Source organism: Pradoshia sp. Z3_51 (genome assembly GCF_058215915.1).
Genome location: NZ_JBZAJC010000002.1, coordinates 683,303 through 700,804 on the forward strand (window position 1 = coordinate 683,303; position 17,502 = coordinate 700,804).

Here is a 17,502-nt window from a genome sequence, read left to right on the forward strand (position 1 = left end):
TTGGGTCAGCTTTCAATTTGTATTTTACCAAAACAATCCATATTTTAGGTGTGTAAAATAGTTTCTATTCTGAAATTTTAAATTAAGATATTCGCTTAGGGAAAGAAATAATATATAAATATAGTTTTTCTTGAGATATCCATTATTTTTGATAAAAGTGCTACAGGAAATGAAAATTACCAATGTTTTTTGAAACTATCTGTCTGTTTGTTCGTATGTATAGTATGGTAAAATTGCCTTAGAAAGGGGTGACTGTTTATGTTCTATATGATCCTTCTTGGATTGGTAGGAGCTACAGCTGTAGTTTTTCTGCAGGACGCAAAACCAGCAGGACCAAAACAGGAACGTTTGGCAAATGTGATGAAGCGAATAGCAGGTAAAAATCAAAAAGACCAGTTTGTATGCACTCAATTGGATGATCGTTATGCCCATTATGTATATGAATTGGATTCAAATATACTATCTATCTTGGCTGGACCGGATTACATTACGATTAATGCGCAAAAAGCTAAAACCAAACAGCCTTTACTTGATGTTCGATACGATACAAGATCGAGAGTTTATACAGAAAAGAAAATCTCTGAACAGTTATTAAAGAAAGAAAGCGATCTAGAAAAGATTGACCTGTTTTTAAGATGGGCCATTATGAGTTTTCAGCCGGAAAAAATGAAAATGATATATCAAAATAACAATAACTTTACTGCTCTTATAAACGAGCTGGAAGATGCGAGAAAAAGAAACTATCTCTCATCACCGATTGATCATGCCTTTACTCAAATTATCCCAAGCCTGGGTTATTTACTGGAGCATGTGGATCTCATCTCTGATGTTGATTATGAGCATCAGGTTAAGGAGACAATAATTAAAGATTTACGAAAGCTGATAGCTGACTTTAGTCAATTGGAATCCAAACAACAAGAAAAGTATGAACATGATACATTAAATCGACTGATTATCATACAGGAGCGAATTACACAAATTCGCAGACATATTGACAATACAAGGGAATTTGACTTAAAGAAAACATTGACTACAATCGATCAAAGATACGAAAAATAATGTCGGACAAGAGGTGGAAAACCGATGAGTGAACAAAATAGGGAATTTGATGAAACAGCGATTCAATCATTCATAAATCCCGAAGATATGAAAAAATTAAATGATGAAGCAACTCAGGTCGTCAAAAAAATATCTGACACGGATGCACATAATATTGACTCCGTCCTAGAGCATTTAAGCAATTTCGGCGGCAATGAGCAACGTATGGCTGGGGAATCATTAAACAGTCTTCGCAGACCAGTCAAAGACATGATGGACAACAAGGACAATCACGATATACCAACTAATCTGCTCAAGCTTCGCGAGGCGGTTTCTGACCTAAATCCAAATGCCTATCAGACAAAAGGAATAGCAAAGATTGTTCCGAAGTTTTTGCGCAAGAGTTCAAATGAAAAGTTTATTGCCAAGTATCAAACAGTGGAAAAGAATATTGATGAAATCGTCCAGTCCTTACTTAGAGGAAGAGATATGCTTCAGGAGGATAATGCTGAGCTTGATGTCATCAAAAAAGATGTCCATGAAAAAATTTATCTCTTAGATAAACAAATCTATATGGGTCAGCATCTTTTCCAAATGATTGAGGATAAAAAGAACGATCCAGAATGGCAGAATAAGCAGCAGCTTGTCATGGAGGCACAGGAGAAAATTATTGTGCGAACAAAGAATATGAGCTCTATGGTAAATGTGCTACAGCAATCCCTTGCTTCTGTTGATATTATCAAGAAAAATAATGATAAATTGAAAGAAGCCATTCGGAATGCAATTGATACGACTAAGAACTTAGCTCCCGTTACATCTGCTATTCATTTGGCACTGCAAAATCAGGAAAGAATCATTACAGCAATCAATGACGTAAATGAAGCTACAGAAAACATGATTTTGGCAAACGCGCAAATGCTAAAAGAAAACACAGAAAAAACAACGAAGCTCCTGGAGAATCCATCTATCTCGATTGAAAAGCTTCAAAAGGCTTACCAGGATATTTATTCTGCTATTGAGACCCAGGAAGCATCCAGCAGAAGGATTATCGCCAGCAGTAAAGAGTTTGTAACGAAGCTGGATGATATGAACAGAGAAATGAAAACGAAGTTATTAAATCAATAAGGGGGAAGAAACCATGCAATATGTTAGATATTCTCTCTTGCTGCTAACCTGTTATTTGACCGTGATGTTTAGTGGATTGATACCAGTGGTATTCTTTGATTCATTCGGAATGTTCCTGGGTTCCTATATTTCCATGTCCATCGGGATTACAATTCTTTTATTTGGCTTATTCTTTATGAAAATGAAAGAAAACCATTCATTGAAAATGAGGTTGCTTGTCATTAATACGATTGGTTTCCTGCTATTCCATTTTAATTTTGCAGGATACACTTCATACAACTCCATGGTACTGTGTTATCCCATCCTAGCAGTCTTAACATTGGTTGCATACGACAAGTATTATAAAAAGCAGAAGGAAAAAGGAAATCGAATATACTACTGAAACGCCGATTGATTCGGCGTTTTTTTTTATTTAACTGTTCTTCAGAGACGGGACGTCAGATAGGCAGTCTTTTCATTATGCAGCTATCTTCTCAGGTATGGATTAAGAGCAATAATTAAATTAACCTGAAAATGAAAAATAATAAGTATCACAGGTTGATCATCCGTATATGAATGGAAAATTAGAAAAAGTATTTAAAAAGAAAGACAAGCTGGCAGATGGAGGCACGGCTTGTCTTTCTCTTGTTTTATAGATTGTCTGCAGGAGAAGTGGCATCATACCTCTTTGGTTGTTCATCAGGCACAAAATCCGCATTGAATTCTTTCTCTGATTTAGAAACAACAACAGTTGCCACACCGTTGCCAATTAGGTTCGTAATTGCACGTGCTTCAGACATGAAACGATCGACACCAATTAATAACGCCATTCCTTCTACCGGAATCATTGGGAAGGCAGCCAAAGTGGCGGCCAGTGTGATAAAGCCGGATCCTGTCACCCCTGCAGCGCCTTTTGAGGTTAGCATCAATATGCCAAGCAAGGTCAGTTCTTGCCAGATGGTCAAATCAATCCCATAGGCCTGGGCGATAAAGATGGCGGCCATTGATAGATATATAGATGTACCATCAAGGTTGAAGGAGTACCCTGTAGGGATGACCAAACCGACGACTTGCTTTGAACAGCCGTAGTTTTCTAGCTTTCGCATCATTCCCGGCAGGGCAGATTCGGAAGATGATGTACCAAGAACCAGCAGAATCTCTTCTTTAATATAGGCCATGAACTTAAAGATATTAAAACCGTAATATTTTGCAATTGAGCCGAGGACCAAGACGACGAATAAAAACATAGTGAGGTACACAGAGCCCATCAATTTTCCGAGTGAAACAAGCGATCCAAGACCGAAATTTCCGATTGTATAGGCCATTGCGGCAAACGCGGCGATAGGGGATATTTTCATAACCATATTGACAATCTTAAAGAATATATCAGCTATTATTTCAAAGAAGGTGATGACTGGTTTGGCTCTTTCGCCGACAGAAGCAGCAGCCAGTCCGAATAGAATTGCTGAGAACAAGACCGGAAGCAGTTCCCCTGAAGCAAGGGCGCCGACAACATTCTCAGGAATCAAGTTCAGAATGAATGCTCCGAAGCCCTGATCCGATTCAGCAGCCTGTGCCGTATATTGAGATACATCGCCAGTTTTTAAATTCTCTGTATTAAGCCCGCTTCCAGGCTGAACAAAGTTGACGACAAGAATACCGATTGCTAAAGCAAGAGTGGATACAATTTCGAAATACAATAAAGCCTTGCCGCCAATCTTCCCGATTTTCTTTAGGTTGCCCATGCTTCCAATCCCAATGATTACTGTCAAAAAGATAATTGGAGCAATCAACATTTTAATTAATTTTATGAATAAATCAGCAAGGATTTTTAAACTGGCACCGAACTCAGGGAAAATTGCCCCTACCATAATCCCTAAAATGATACCGGTGACAACTTGGACAGTTAGATTCTTAAAGATTTTCAAAGCCAACCCTTCTTTCTGTTTTATTGTTAGCGCTTACAATTTATTGTGTTTATCTTAAAGGATAAAGAAGGAATTGTGGGATTATGGTTTTAATGTTCTTTTTGGTCTTTTTGGTCACCAGGATAATTATCTTAATCGAAAGAATGAGCATATTTCTTTAATCAGCATCCAATCTATATGAAAAAGAAAGACCTTCCGTAGGGGAAGGCCTCATCAGTCAATCGACTCTTGAATCTTTTTTAATAGTTTTTCGTCGAATTGGGTCTTATAGTAATCATACAGTGGCAAGAAAGTTTGCTGCCATTGCCGTAATTCTTCGTCACTTAGATGATAGATTTCAAGCTCAGCGGAAGCTTCCAATTTCGCTAAGGATTCTCTGTTCATTTGCTCGGATTGCGTTAAGTTCCAAGCTGTCGCTTCGTCCATTGCTTCGATGACTGCCTGCTGTAAATTCTTTGGAAGACTGTTCCAAAACTCATTGTTAATCATGACTGCATATCCAAGAATACCATGGTTGGATAGTATCATATGATCTTGCACTTGATAGAAACCCTTAGAATCAATGTTAGAGATCGTATTTTCTTGGCCGTCAAGCTTCTCCCTTTCTAATAAACTATAAACCTGGTCAAAGGAAGCGCTTCGGTTCTCTGCACCAACAAGGTTCAGCTGCCTTTTGAGCATGTTACTTGGCATGGTACGCAGAGTAAGTCCCTCAAGATTATCTGGCAGTTTAACAGGAGAATGGGCCGTTGTAATTTGTTTAAATCCATTATTCCAAAAGGCCAAGCCCTTTACACCATACTCATCAAGCATCCCTAATAGCTCTCCCTTTATGGGACCTGTGAAAATCTCTTCTATATCTTTATAATTCTTCAATAAATACGGCAGATCGAGAACTTGCCATTCGGGAATCCAATCTGTCACTTTTGAGAAGGAGGGAGCAATCATCTCGATATCGCCATTTTGCAAAGCTTGCAGTTCCTCCCCATCTGAGTAGAGTGTGCTGTTTGGATATACCTCTACCTGGATAGCTCCGTTAGTCTTCTTCTCGACTAGCGTTGCAAATTTATCAGCGGTGAGCCCTTTTGGTGTATTTTCGGCAACAACATGACTAAAGTTGATGACAATTTGTTCGTTTAAGCCCTCTTGTTCAAAATCAGGCGGTAAGCTTGCTTTCTGCCCAAAATCATGCTGAACCCCCATGTATATCACCAATACGGCAATGATGGAAACAGCTGTTATTAAAAAACTTTTCATATCATATCCCCGCCATATTATTCTTTTCAATATTCTACCGTGTTTTTTGGTGGTACAATGGAAAAAAGTTACTCGAGGAGTTTTGGGCATGAAGCAAATATCTATCCATTGGAAGATTATGACTATGACTTTCTTCATCATTATCTGTTCTTTTGCTGTTGCAGGTATCTTTGTGCTCGGAAGTGTCATGGAAAAGAAGGAGGCAGAAATCAGCGAACGGAGCCTGCTCCTCTCAAGAACGGTTGCTGAATTGCCTGAGGTGAGGAAGCTGCTTTCAGAAGGCGGTGACAAAAGCAGAGCGGAAGAAATAAACCCAGTTGTTGAGCGGATTAGGGTTATCAATAATGCTGATTATATTGTTGTGCTCAATAATAATCGTATCCGACTGTCCCATCCTGTCAAAAGGATGATAGGTACAGTGTCAAAAACGACAGATGAGGATGCTGCGTTTACGGAACACAGCTATGTCTCTAAAGCGAATGGAGAAGCAGGCACAGTTATGCGCGGATTTGTTCCTATTATGGATGATGAACATAATCAGGTAGGGGTGGTTATCACAGGTTATCTGACCCCAACTCTATGGGAAATTGTATGGGGGACAAGGATTGAAATCTTCTTGGCTATTGGTTTTTCGCTGCTACTTGGCGCATGGGGAGCATGGTCACTTGCACGGCATGTTAAAAACCAAATGTTTGGGCTTGAGCCACATGAAATAGCTCGTCTCTATGCCGAACGGAATGAAACCTTCAATGCAATGCATGAAGGAATTATCGCTATTGATAATGATATGACCATTACGGTTTTTAATGAAAAGGCCTATCGTATCCTTGGTGTAGATAAGCAAAATCTAATCGGCAAGAATATTTATGATGTTCTGCCTGATACAAGATTGCCAGAGATCATTGATTTTAATCACCCGGTCTATAATAAGGAGTTATTGGTCAACCAGCATTCCATTTTGAGTAATCGTATTCCTATTCAGGTAAGGGGCAAAACGATTGGAGCCGTCGCAGTCTTTCAGGACAGGACAGACGTGAAGAAGCTAGCCGAGGAGCTTACAGGCGTAAAGGCTTTTGTTCAGGCTCTCCGTGTTCAAAATCATGAACATAAAAATAAGATGCATACAATCGCAGGCTTGCTTCAACTTGGTAAATATAAAAAAGCAACTGAATATATCTTCCAAGCTAAAGAAGAACAAGAAATGCTCACTGATTTCCTACATGAACGCATTAAAGATGACAATCTATCAGGTTTGCTTTTAAGTAAGGTTAGCCATGGGAAAGAACTAGGTATCGAAGTCGAAATAGATAAGAACAGCAATTGGACTCATTTTCCAAATGGGCTCGACCATCATGATTTTGTCGTCATTATCGGAAATCTTCTGGAAAATGCATTCGAGGCTGTACAGAAATCTATCCAAAAAGAGCGTAAAGTGTCTATTAGCTTGGACCAAACGGATGAATCTACATCAATTTTGGTGGAGGATAATGGAATTGGGATGGATGAAGCCGTCATCAATAATCTATTCAAAAATGGATACACCACCAAACAAGAAGAAGGACATGGGATTGGCATGTACTTGATTCATGAAATTGTCGCCAAAGGCGGCGGCAATATTGAAGTGGATAGTTCTCCTGGTGAAGGGAGCAGCATTGTCATTACTTTTTAAGGGGGGAAATGAAATGGAAACAGTTACTGTATTACTAATAGAGGACGATCCAATGGTACGCGAGGTTAATCGTGGGTTTATTGAGAAAATAGAAGGCTTCCATGTCGTCGGTTTTGCCCCGAACGGTAAGGTGGGGCTTGAACAAATAGAAATCTTGAAGCCAGAACTTGTTTTAATGGATATATTCATGCCTGAACAGGATGGGCTTGCTACTATCCGCAAAATCAGGGAAAAGGCCATTTCGACAGAGGTCATCGTCGTTACGGCAGCTAATGACCAGCAGACAATTCGGGAAATTCTGCAGTTTGGAGCTTTTGACTATGTCATGAAGCCATTCACCTTTGAGCGAATGAAGCAAGCGCTCGAAAACTATAAGGCATACAGGGAGCAATTCAAACAGAAAGAGGAATTGACTCAGGATGAATTGGACCGCCTCTTGCGCAGCCAACCTGAACAGGAGCATAAAATGAAGAAGGAAGTACTCCCTAAAGGGCTTAACCCGGCAACAATGGAGAAAATACTTCTATTCATCGAAGAGAAAAAGAAACCAATCTCAGCAGAAGAAGTTGCCGAAGGGACTGGACTTGCAAGAGTCACAGCTCGTCGCTATCTGGAACATCTCGAAAAGCAAAACAAAGTAGAAATTGTATTACAGTATGGCGGGATAGGACGGCCTATCAACCGTTATCAAACGGTTAATTGATATTAGCATTAATCAGTGAACAAGCTACAAAAGCTAAATATTTCTTGTTTTATCAGAGAATTATTGCAATATCCATTCAAGGTTATTCAACGTTTGGCAACCTAGCAATGATAAGTAAAAAATACAATACATCCCAGGGGAAAACTTTATTATAAATTCAAAAAAATGAGGTGGAACTCGTTATGGAGAATAAATTGATTCAAGAGTTAGGGATTAAATATCCCATCTTACAAGCTCCTATGGCAGGCGTGACTACTCCGGAACTCGTTTCATCAGTTTCAAATAATAATTGTTTAGGTAGTATTGGAGCCGGTTATTTAACAGCAGATAAAACAAGAGAATTCATACATAATGTAAAAACTAAACATCCATTTGGTATAAATCTTTTTGTACCTGAAAATCATGAATTAATAGAAGATAAAATTTTAAAAACGAATAGTTTATTAGACCAATATCGAAAAGAACTTCAGATAGTAAAGGATGATTTGTCGATTTCTACTAAATCAGAATTCGAAGAACAAATTGAAATAGTATTAAAAGAAAAATTGAAGGTTTGCTCGTTCACATTTGGAATTCCAAGTAAAGAGATTGTGAAAGAATTAAAAAAGATAGGAACAGTTGTTATAGGTACTGCAACAAATGTTAAAGAAGCACATATAGTTGAGAGTATAGGAATGGATGCAGTAGTTGTTCAAGGCAGCGAAGCAGGAGGACATAGAGGATCATTTATGAATCCAGATAGCTTAATAGGATTAATGTCTTTAATTCCACAAGTTGTAGACAATGTTTCCATACCTGTTATTGCTGCAGGAGGGATTATGGATGGGAGAGGTATCACAGCAGCTTTATGTCTTGGTGCAAAAGCAGTTCAATTAGGCACAGCTTTTTTAACTACAAAAGAGAGTGGAGCACATCCATTGCATAAGAAGGCTATTCTTAATGCATCAGAAGAAGATGTATTATTAACCAGGGTCTTTTCTGGTAAGACAGCCCGGGGTGTTAACAATAAATTCATGGAAAATATGAGAGAGTACGAAAATGAATTGCCGGCTTATCCTTATCAAAATACATTAACTAAAGAAATAAGAAGGGTAGCAAGTGAACAAAATAATAAGGAATATATGTCACTTTGGTCTGGGCAGAGCCCAAGATTAAGCAGGGAAGTATCGGTTAAAGAATTAATACAATCTCTTCAAGAAGAAACAAAAGGGATTCTGAACCAGTTTGTAAATTTATAATTTATCTTTTATTTTTATTTTTGAATAAGAACAAAAACCACCAAACTAATAAAAATAAATATCCTATGGTTGTAAAATATGGACCAGATCGCTCCATGTTGTAATAGACTAATTAAATGTTCAAATTCGTTCATTTTTTCTGCTCTTCCAATACCGTTTATCAAACTGATTATTAGAGCCACTTATTAGTATTTTATTAACAAATTTTAAATACTGGAAGGGAATGATAGCTTAAGGATGGAAATATAATGGTAGAAGGCAGGCTCATGATTACTTTTTAAAGGGAATGAAGGGGCGATCAGATGTGAATATGATGGCGAAGGTTAAACTCATATTTTATGCAGTAATCGTATTTTCGATTTATCTGTATGCCATTTTCTATTCTTTTAGTGATCATGATGTGAATTTAAATCACACGTCTAGTAAACAAATCGCTGATTCCTCGGATGAGGATATCAGAAGAAATGTTCAAATAAAATTTATCCTTTTGAATTCATCCGGTCATGCACTTGGTGAGACAGATATTTTGATTAAGAAAAAATCTAAGAATCAAGACAAGAAACCCTTAAAGGTCCAAACTAATAGTAAAGGTGAATATGAGTTGACCATTGAACCTGGTACATATGATGTCTATTTAGAAAAAAATCGCTCTGTACAAAAACAAGTAACTATTCGTTCTAAGGATGATGGTAAATCGATAGAACTGAAGTTTTAAAGAAGCCTTGAGTAAGGCTTTTTTATGCATTTGTTCATTATAAACGCTGTTAACAAACATATTTTGCCTGAACGTTATTGGTCGTCAAAAGTAAGGGAGGATTGGGCTTTGCGACAGATTATTGCCTTAGGAGGCGGAGGTTTCTCAATGGAACCGGAGAACCCGTTATTGGATCAATATATTTTAAATCAGGCCACCGTAAAAAAGCCGAAAATATGCTTTGTACCAACTGCCAGCGGGGATACGGACGGGTATATACAAAGGTTTTATACCTTTTTTAATGAGCAGGAGTGCGAACCAACGCACTTATCATTATTTAAGCCACCTACAAGAAATTTGCAAGATTACATACTCAAGCAGGATATTATCTATGTTGGGGGAGGTAATACAAAGAACTTATTAATTCTCTGGAAAGAGTGGGGATTGGATCGAATACTGAAAACTGCTTATGACCAAGGAATCCTATTGTGCGGTATAAGTGCAGGTGCGATTTGCTGGTATGAGGAAGGATTGACCGATTCATTTGGAGATACTCTTGAACCAATAAAGGCATTGGGGATATTAAAGGGGAGTCATTCCCCTCACTACGACGGTGAAATGAATAGAAGACCGGCCTATCTACAAATGATTAAAGATGGATTAATAAATCCAGGTATTGCTGCTGATGATGGGGTAGGGCTTCATTATGTAAATGGAGAACTGATGAAAGTAGTGAGTTCCAGACCGAACACCGCAGCCTATAGAGTTGAAATATCTAATGATGGAGTCGAGGAAAAAATCCTGGAACCCTTTTATTTAGGAAAGGAGGACTTATAGAGAGAATACCACGTTGTGCTTATTATAATGTTTACATCTTTTTCATTAGAGGGAAGTAGAAAAGTAAGCAAAAATAGATTAAAAGTCTTTCTGAATTGATAGTGGCAAATGAATGGGGTGCGGAGGATGAAGATAGCGATTGCTGGCGGTAGCGGGTTTGTTGGGAAGGAACTTGCTGCATTATTAGTCAGGGAAGGTCACGAGGTTTATATTTTGACACGTAATAAAAATAAGCTAACAATGCCAACTGTTAAATCAGTCGAATGGCTTAATGAAAATAGTAAACCAGAAGAGGAATTGGAGGGGGTTGAAGCTATTGTTAATTTAGCTGGCACATCCCTGAATTCTGGTCGTTGGACGGAGAAAAGAAAAAAACAAATTTTAATGAGCCGTATAAACGCAACAAATGAGATCCATAGGATAATAGAAAAACTTGACCCTAAACCTCGCATTTTAATAAATGCAAGTGCTATTGGTTATTATGAGCCATCTCTAGAACAAACCTATCATGAGGAATGGGCACAAGCAGGTGACAATTTTTTAGCGGAAACTGTTGTTCAGTGGGAACATGGTGCACAAAAGTTAACGGATTTTGGGATGCGAGTCGTATTTGCCCGTTTTGGCCTAATTCTTGGTGCCAAAGAAGGGGCTTTTCCAAAATTGGTTTTGCCCTATAAGCTATTTGTCGGAGGTAATTTAGGTTCAGGCCGACAATGGTATTCGTGGATTCATGTTGAGGATGTAGCAAATGCAATGTTATTCTGTATCCGAAATAACCAAATAAAAGGCTCGGTGAATTTTACAGCTCCGCATCCAATGAGAATGGAGGATTTCGGTAGAACTCTGGGTGAGGTACTCAATAAACCGCATTGGACAACTATTCCTTCTTTTTTACTGAAGATACCTCTTGGAGAAATGAGTACGTTAATACTGGAAGGGCAAAAGGTGATACCCAAAAAATTAATCGAAGCAGGATACTCATTTATCTATCCAGATTTAGGCTCTGCTCTAAGGCAATTAGTAAAACAAAGAAAGGACTCGCGGAGGTAAAAGCGGAGTCCTGATTTCTTTTGAATTACTTTTCATCATGGAAATCATGATTATCATGTTCCTTGTCTGCCGAATGTTCATGATGATGTTCCTCTTCATGTTTATCATGCTGGTTGTCTTGATGATTCTGTTCTTGATTCCATTGTTGGCCGAAAAATAAAGGCCGTCTTCTTTCCTTGTATAGGTTTCTTGAAATGCCAATTATTTTCTTGAAACGGATGGCTATAATACTAGTTTGACCTCTATTAGTAGTCAGCAGCAACAAAAAGTCGCTCTTTAACTCCTTTAATTCCCCGTAATAGGAACCTTCAACTGTAATTACCTGGACCTGTTCACCAATTAGATCAGAAGCATAATCAAAAAAAACTTTATCACTTTCATTACTCAAATGTAGTCTCCCCTCTCTTTATAATTAGTTAATGCACGTTGCAGATAATTTGTGTAGATGTTTTGCTCAGGGGAAAGAGGAATAAATATGGTTTGGCAATGGGTATAGAAGTGGCAAAGTGATATGATTAACATATAAACCATACTATTCAACCCAGAATAGTTTTTTTGATAAGGGAGCTGGCAACATGGAGGAATATTTAACAAAGCAACAAGAAACTATTTTGCAGCAATTAAAAGACGTAGCAAAAGAGTTTTCTGTAAGAGCACAAAAATATGACGAGGAACGTGCATTCCCAGCTGAGAATATTGCCGATTTGAAAAAAATGAAGTATACAACCTTAACCTTGCCACAGGAATTTGGAGGAGCAGGGGAAGGGTTAACGACTTTTTTGCTTGGCCAGGAGATCATCGCCGAGCATTGCGGTTCAACTTCACTTGCAATTGGGTGGCATAATATGGTAATCCTGGAGATCTTAGAAAATAAAACATGGACAGAAGAAAATAAAAAGAAGCTATTTAAAGAAATCGCTGACGGAGCTTTGGTTAACCGTGCCGCATCTGAACCGGCGACAGGCAGCCCAACAAGGGGAGGCAGACCAGAGACAATCGCCCTTAGAGAAGGAGATAAATGGATCCTTAATGGAAGAAAAACGTACACCTCACTGGCTCCGGCTTTGGATATTTTTCTTGTCAGTGCATGGATTCCTGACGAGGAAACGATTGGTTGGTTTAAAGTATATAAAAACCAGAGCGGTGTAAGTATTGAAGAAACTTGGGATATGATTTCCATGCAGGGGACTGGCAGCCATGATTTACTTATGGATAATGTAGTGCTTCCTGAAGAATATTTTGTGGAAAGAGCATCTGCTAGAAAAGCTTCGGGCTGGCTTTTACATATACCTGCCTGTTATATCGGTATTGCAAAAGGAGCACGTAACTATGCAATTCAATTTGCAAAAACGTATTCACCAAACAGTTTAAAGGGCACAATATCTGAACTGCCGCATATTCAGGCAAAGATTGGCCAAATGGAGCTTGAGCTGATGCAGTCGAGGTGCTTCTTGTATTCTGTTGCTCAAAGATGGGAGCAGTATCCTGAGAAGCGGGAACAAATGGGTCCTGAATTGGCAGCTGTGAAAACGGCTATAACCAATCAAGCGATCTCGATTGTCGATACGGCCATGCGAATAGTCGGTGCACAAAGCCTGCAACGGAAAAATCCAATGCAAAGATATTATCGTGATGTTCGAGCTGGTCTGCATAATCCTCCTATGGATGATTCTACATTGACCTTACTTGCTAAAAGTGCGTTAGAGAAACAAATATAATAGAAGAAAAAAGGTAAGATTAAGAAAATGATTTAAGCTTACCGGTATAATGTTTAAAGAGAGCAGGGTAAATCTAATGGTTTACCTTGTTTTACGTTAATGAAGGTTTTTAAGTAATAAAATTCACAGAAGATTGAGAGCCAATGACTATAATTATCTCAGTTCACTAGTGAATCATTGATTTATTTGGTGATACGCCTGAAATTACCAAATGTAAACATTTCTCCTTGAAGAATATTAACTCACATGTTTAGTTTGATATAGAAGGTATAAGTCTAATAATTTGCTATTTTAGAATTTATCTGTTATTCTAAAGAAGAATTATTTTTGTTCGTTTTCAGATTGAGAAGCGATTTTGATTTTCGTCTAAGGTTTTTGAGCAAGGATAGTAACACGTTGTGTGGAAACACACTAGGAGGCAACAATTATGGAACAAGGTAAAGTGAAATGGTTTAATGCAGATAAAGGTTTTGGATTTATTGAACGTGAAGGCGGAGAAGACGTATTCGTACATTTCTCAGCAATCCAAAGCGAAGGCTTCAAATCTTTAGACGAAGGTCAAAGTGTAACGTTTGAAGTAGAACAAGGACAACGTGGCCCACAAGCTACAAACGTTCAAAAAGCTTAATAACAGCTAATAGATAGACCCTACATTAGTAGGGTCTATTTTTTGTTTAATCAATAATATTGAGAATAAAAATAAAGCCCTATTCAATTCAAGAAATGAATAGAGCCTCTGTAACAAACGTATGAAACTAGTAATATCAAATGGTAGGCTATGTATAGCACAGTGGTTAAATAATCACTAATTTAAACCGGATTATACAGTGATATTCTGACGGCAAATCGGAATATTATGGTAATATGTTAATGGTAAGATAGTGGGATATCAATAAGGGAAAAATTAATGATTCTGAAATAAAAAAGAGTTTACAGTAAAAGTATTTGGTGAAGAAACAATCACAGAATACAAGGGCTCGTTCAAAGGGTTTTAAATCAAGAACCCAATGCATACCAAAAGAAACTGCCTTAGGTAATATTGAAATGATCGTTGATGACTTCTTTAAGGAATTCCAATTCATGCTACGCGGAAACAGTCTGAAAAATTAATTGCAGAGTTTCTAATAAGAGCTAAAAAGAAACCCAATTGAAATTATGTAAAGTAGTTTAAAGCTGTACGAAAATAAATTTATTAATATGTTTAAAATTCCAAAAGGAGGTATTGAAATGTCTAATGAATCAACATTTCATAGAGAAGTAAAAGATTTTTGGTATCCAGTATACAACAAAAATGGATACCCGCATGTTCAACAAGGAATGATTTTAAATCCTGAGAGGAATGAGGAATTTTCCCCGTTTATTCTAATGGCTGAAGACTGGTTTAAGCGTGGAACCTTCTCCGACCATCCCCACAGAGGCTTTCAAACTATAACGTATGTTATTGATGGAAGGCTTGAACATATAGATAATGCAGGAGGGTATAGCATTTTGGATGCTGGTGATGCCCAATACATGAATGCTGGTTGGGCAGCTAGGCATGCGGAAGAGGCTTTTGACGATGATCTTATTCATACCTTACAGCTGTGGCTGAATCTGCCAAAAAGTCTGAAGCATACAGAAACAAGTTATCAAAACATCTATGTAGAAGATGCTCCAGTTGTGAAAGTTGAAGGGGGTTACATTCGAGTTTACTCAGGTGATATTGCAGGGGTAACAGGACCTATGAATAGTTTGGTTCCTATTACGATGACAGAAATTAGCCTCCGTGAAGGATCTGATTACACTCATATTTTGCCTGAGAATCATAATGCATTCTTGTATATGTTGGCGGGGGAGATGGAGTTCGGAGAAAGTAAGACAAAGATAGCTAAAACAGGGGCGGCTACCCTTTCCTTTAATGATGAGTGCTCAGATTCTACCTCAAGTGAATTAAAAATAAAAGCATTATCTCGTTCTAAAGTATTGATTTATTCAGGCGTTCCAATCCGGGAAGAAATAGCTCTTGGTGGACCATTTGTAATGAATACACAGGAAGAAATCAGGGAGGCGTTCCGCGATTTTCAGCGCGGATTATTTGGACCACCTGCAGTAAAAATATAAATCAAATGAGAGAAATAAAATATATTTTCAAACAAACACCAGATGGATAATAAACATCTGGTGTTTGTTTGTATAGTTTGTGAACGTATGTTCTTAAACTATCGAGAGTGTTGATCCAAGAAATGTGTTACTGACAAATTTAATCAGTGATCTTACCAAAAGCAAAAATAACCAATCAAAATACATATATTTTTTGAGTTCAGTTCCTTTCTAGTCCTATATCCATATCTATTGCCCTACAAATAATCTACCAAAGGGCGAACAGTACATATGGAATTTGGAAGAATCATAAATTTTATCAATATAGTAAAATAATTCTAAATATTATTTGCATATTAATCTGGTACTCTCATATAATAGAAGATAATAAATTACATTAAATGTGATTTATGATAATTATTTTCAAAAGTAGCAACTGATTAAGCGAAGGGTTTATATCTGATTGAAAATGGAGGGATAAAGAATGTTTGAAAAACTGCAACGTTTAGGAAAAGCTTTTATGATTCCTATTGCTGTTTTGCCAATAGCCGGGATCATGCTTGGTATTGGGGCAGCTTTTACCAACCCCCTTATGGTAGAAACCTATGGGTTGGAAGGAATCCTAGGAGAAGGCACAATTTTGTTTTATATTTTAAGCACCATGTCTGCAATTGGTAATATTGTTTTTGCTAACTTACCATTGATATTTGCTGTCGGGATTGCTTCAGGGTTAGCATTACAGGAAAAAGGTGCAGCGGGTTTATCAGCAGCAATTGCTTTTCTTGTCATGCATGTTATTGTTGGTACCATTCTAGGTTTCCTGGGCCATACACCAGAGACGACAACGGTAGACTATTTCTTATCTCAGGGTCTAGATCCGGTTGAAGCAGCAAAGCAGGCAAACGTATACGGATACGAGCTTGGTATTTTTACAGTTAGAATTGGTGTGCTTGGAGGAATTATTGTTGGTTTACTAGTAGCCTTTTTAGCTAATAGATATTACAACAAGCAGCTTCCAGAAGCACTTTCGTTTTTCTCTGGAGTAAGGTTTATTCCGATTATTTCAGTATTTGCAATCAGTGTAGTAGGGGTGATAATTCCATTTATTTGGCCATATGTCCACCTTGGAATTTCAACCTTCTCAGAATTCTTTGGACGAACAGGCCCGATCGGAATGTTCTTCTATGGATCCCTTATGCGACTTCTCAATATTTTTGGACTTCATCATGCTATTTATCCGCTATTCTGGTACACCTCACTTGGTGGAGAATTAGAGGTTGCAGGGAAAATCATACAAGGTGGACAAAGCATTTTCTTCGCCCAATTGGCTGATCCGACTGTTACTAAATTCTCGGCTGAAGCAACGAAGTATTTTACAGGTGGATACTTACCAATGATGTTCGGTCTCCCAGCAGCTGCCCTTGCTATGTATCATACAGCTAACAGTAAAAATAAGAAAATTGTCGGTGGTATTCTATTTTCAGCGGCCTTAACATCCTTCTTAACAGGGATTACTGAACCTATCGAATTTACATTTCTTTTTGTAGCACCATTACTTTATGGGATTCATGCCATTCTAGAGGGGATTTCCTATGCTGCTTTATATGCTCTAGATGTATCGGTAGGGGTTACTTTCTCAAGGGGTATCATTGATTTTACATTATTCGGTCTATTACAGGGTAATGATAAAACGAATTATATTTGGATTCTCATTCTCGGAATTCCAACAGCACTCATCTACTACTTTGTATTTAAAACACTTATTCTAAAATTGAATTTAAAAACTCCAGGTCGTGGGGAGGAATCTGAGAATAAGTTATATACGAAGAAAGATGCACTGCTAAAAGACATTGATATAGAGGATGTAATCACAGCCTTAGGTGGAAGAGAAAACCTAGTGGACGTCGATGCATGTATAACTAGATTAAGAGTCACCGTCAAGGATATCGATAAAGTTGCAGAAGATTCTGTTTGGAAAGATGAACTGAAGGCAAAGGGACTCTTTAAGAAAGGCAAGGGTGTTCAAGTCGTATATGGAGCCCTCGCAGAGATCTTAAAAAATGAGATAAACAACGTTAAATAATCTTAAAAGGTTAATAGGTGGAGCTGTAGCGGAATTATGTTTTTTCCTTCCTTAATCTAAATAATAATGCTAAGCTACCTCCACTATTTAAGTTTCGTTAATTG

Annotated in this window: 16 protein-coding genes; 13 read left to right on the top strand and 3 right to left on the bottom strand. The window is 37.8% G+C overall.

From position 1 onward, the window contains the following. Window positions 1-258 precede the first annotated feature (258 nt). Genes AC4BHA_RS06930 through AC4BHA_RS06940 form a run of 3 tightly spaced genes read left to right on the top strand, consistent with a single transcriptional unit; the run spans window position 259 to window position 2,545 of the window. Entirely contained in the window at window positions 259-1,059 is an 801-nt protein-coding gene (locus AC4BHA_RS06930; RefSeq protein WP_066104194.1) for a hypothetical protein, read from the top strand. A 24-nt stretch (window positions 1,060-1,083) separates the two neighbouring features. Then, on the top strand, window positions 1,084-2,163 hold the full coding sequence (locus AC4BHA_RS06935) for a toxic anion resistance protein (protein ID WP_066104191.1): 1,080 nt from the start codon (window positions 1,084-1,086) through the stop codon (window positions 2,161-2,163). A 13-nt stretch (window positions 2,164-2,176) separates the two neighbouring features. Further along, window positions 2,177-2,545, top strand: coding sequence for a hypothetical protein (locus AC4BHA_RS06940; RefSeq protein WP_066104187.1), 369 nt, complete (start codon window positions 2,177-2,179; stop codon window positions 2,543-2,545). Window positions 2,546-2,792: 247 nt separating this feature from the next. Here the strand turns inward: AC4BHA_RS06940 and AC4BHA_RS06945 are convergent, their stop codons facing one another. After that, a complete protein-coding gene (locus tag AC4BHA_RS06945; RefSeq protein ID WP_066104184.1) occupies window positions 2,793-4,070 on the bottom strand; it encodes a dicarboxylate/amino acid:cation symporter in 1,278 nt (425 codons plus the stop codon). Window positions 4,071-4,283: 213 nt separating this feature from the next. Beyond that, the gene (locus tag AC4BHA_RS06950) at window positions 4,284-5,327 is read right to left on the bottom strand and encodes a DctP family TRAP transporter solute-binding subunit (protein ID WP_139891101.1); all 1,044 of its coding nucleotides are present in this window, start codon (window positions 5,325-5,327) and stop codon (window positions 4,284-4,286) included. Between the two features lie 88 nt (window positions 5,328-5,415). On the opposite strand from AC4BHA_RS06950, the gene AC4BHA_RS06955 reads away from it, so the two are divergent. The 6 genes from AC4BHA_RS06955 to AC4BHA_RS06980 all read left to right on the top strand — a co-directional run bounded on the left by AC4BHA_RS06955 (window position 5,416) and on the right by AC4BHA_RS06980 (window position 11,518). Next, window positions 5,416-6,996 carry an ATP-binding protein gene (locus AC4BHA_RS06955; protein ID WP_490558348.1) on the top strand — a complete coding sequence of 527 codons (1,581 nt, stop codon included), beginning with the start codon at window positions 5,416-5,418 and terminating at the stop codon, window positions 6,994-6,996. A 13-nt stretch (window positions 6,997-7,009) separates the two neighbouring features. After that, the gene (locus AC4BHA_RS06960; protein WP_490558349.1) at window positions 7,010-7,699 is read left to right on the top strand and encodes a response regulator; all 690 of its coding nucleotides are present in this window, start codon (window positions 7,010-7,012) and stop codon (window positions 7,697-7,699) included. Between the two features lie 182 nt (window positions 7,700-7,881). Continuing rightward, entirely contained in the window at window positions 7,882-8,937 is a 1,056-nt protein-coding gene (locus AC4BHA_RS06965; RefSeq protein ID WP_490558350.1) for an NAD(P)H-dependent flavin oxidoreductase, read from the top strand. 304 nt (window positions 8,938-9,241) lie between these two features. Beyond that, window positions 9,242-9,652, top strand: a complete 411-nt coding sequence (locus AC4BHA_RS06970; protein WP_139891096.1) for a hypothetical protein — start codon at window positions 9,242-9,244, stop codon at window positions 9,650-9,652. 108 nt (window positions 9,653-9,760) lie between these two features. Next, complete coding sequence (locus AC4BHA_RS06975) at window positions 9,761-10,468, top strand: Type 1 glutamine amidotransferase-like domain-containing protein (protein WP_490558351.1); 708 nt, start codon at window positions 9,761-9,763, stop codon at window positions 10,466-10,468. Between the two features lie 126 nt (window positions 10,469-10,594). Further along, window positions 10,595-11,518, top strand: a complete 924-nt coding sequence (locus AC4BHA_RS06980; protein ID WP_490558352.1) for a TIGR01777 family oxidoreductase — start codon at window positions 10,595-10,597, stop codon at window positions 11,516-11,518. A 25-nt stretch (window positions 11,519-11,543) separates the two neighbouring features. On the opposite strand, the gene AC4BHA_RS06985 is transcribed toward AC4BHA_RS06980, so the two are convergent. After that, a complete protein-coding gene (locus tag AC4BHA_RS06985; protein WP_490558353.1) occupies window positions 11,544-11,906 on the bottom strand; it encodes a hypothetical protein in 363 nt (120 codons plus the stop codon). A gap of 187 nt (window positions 11,907-12,093) precedes the next feature. Here AC4BHA_RS06985 and AC4BHA_RS06990 point away from each other — a divergent pair, with 187 nt between their 5' ends. From AC4BHA_RS06990 to AC4BHA_RS07005, 4 genes are all read left to right on the top strand, one after another. Continuing rightward, window positions 12,094-13,236, top strand: a complete 1,143-nt coding sequence (locus tag AC4BHA_RS06990; protein ID WP_490558354.1) for an acyl-CoA dehydrogenase family protein — start codon at window positions 12,094-12,096, stop codon at window positions 13,234-13,236. 427 nt (window positions 13,237-13,663) lie between these two features. After that, on the top strand, window positions 13,664-13,864 hold the full coding sequence (locus AC4BHA_RS06995; RefSeq protein WP_050614125.1) for a cold-shock protein: 201 nt from the start codon (window positions 13,664-13,666) through the stop codon (window positions 13,862-13,864). Between the two features lie 599 nt (window positions 13,865-14,463). Further along, entirely contained in the window at window positions 14,464-15,336 is an 873-nt protein-coding gene (locus AC4BHA_RS07000) for a pirin family protein (RefSeq protein ID WP_490558355.1), read from the top strand. A gap of 463 nt (window positions 15,337-15,799) precedes the next feature. Further along, window positions 15,800-17,398 carry a PTS transporter subunit EIIC gene (locus tag AC4BHA_RS07005; protein WP_077248034.1) on the top strand — a complete coding sequence of 533 codons (1,599 nt, stop codon included), beginning with the start codon at window positions 15,800-15,802 and terminating at the stop codon, window positions 17,396-17,398. The last annotated feature ends 104 nt before the right edge of the window (window positions 17,399-17,502 follow it).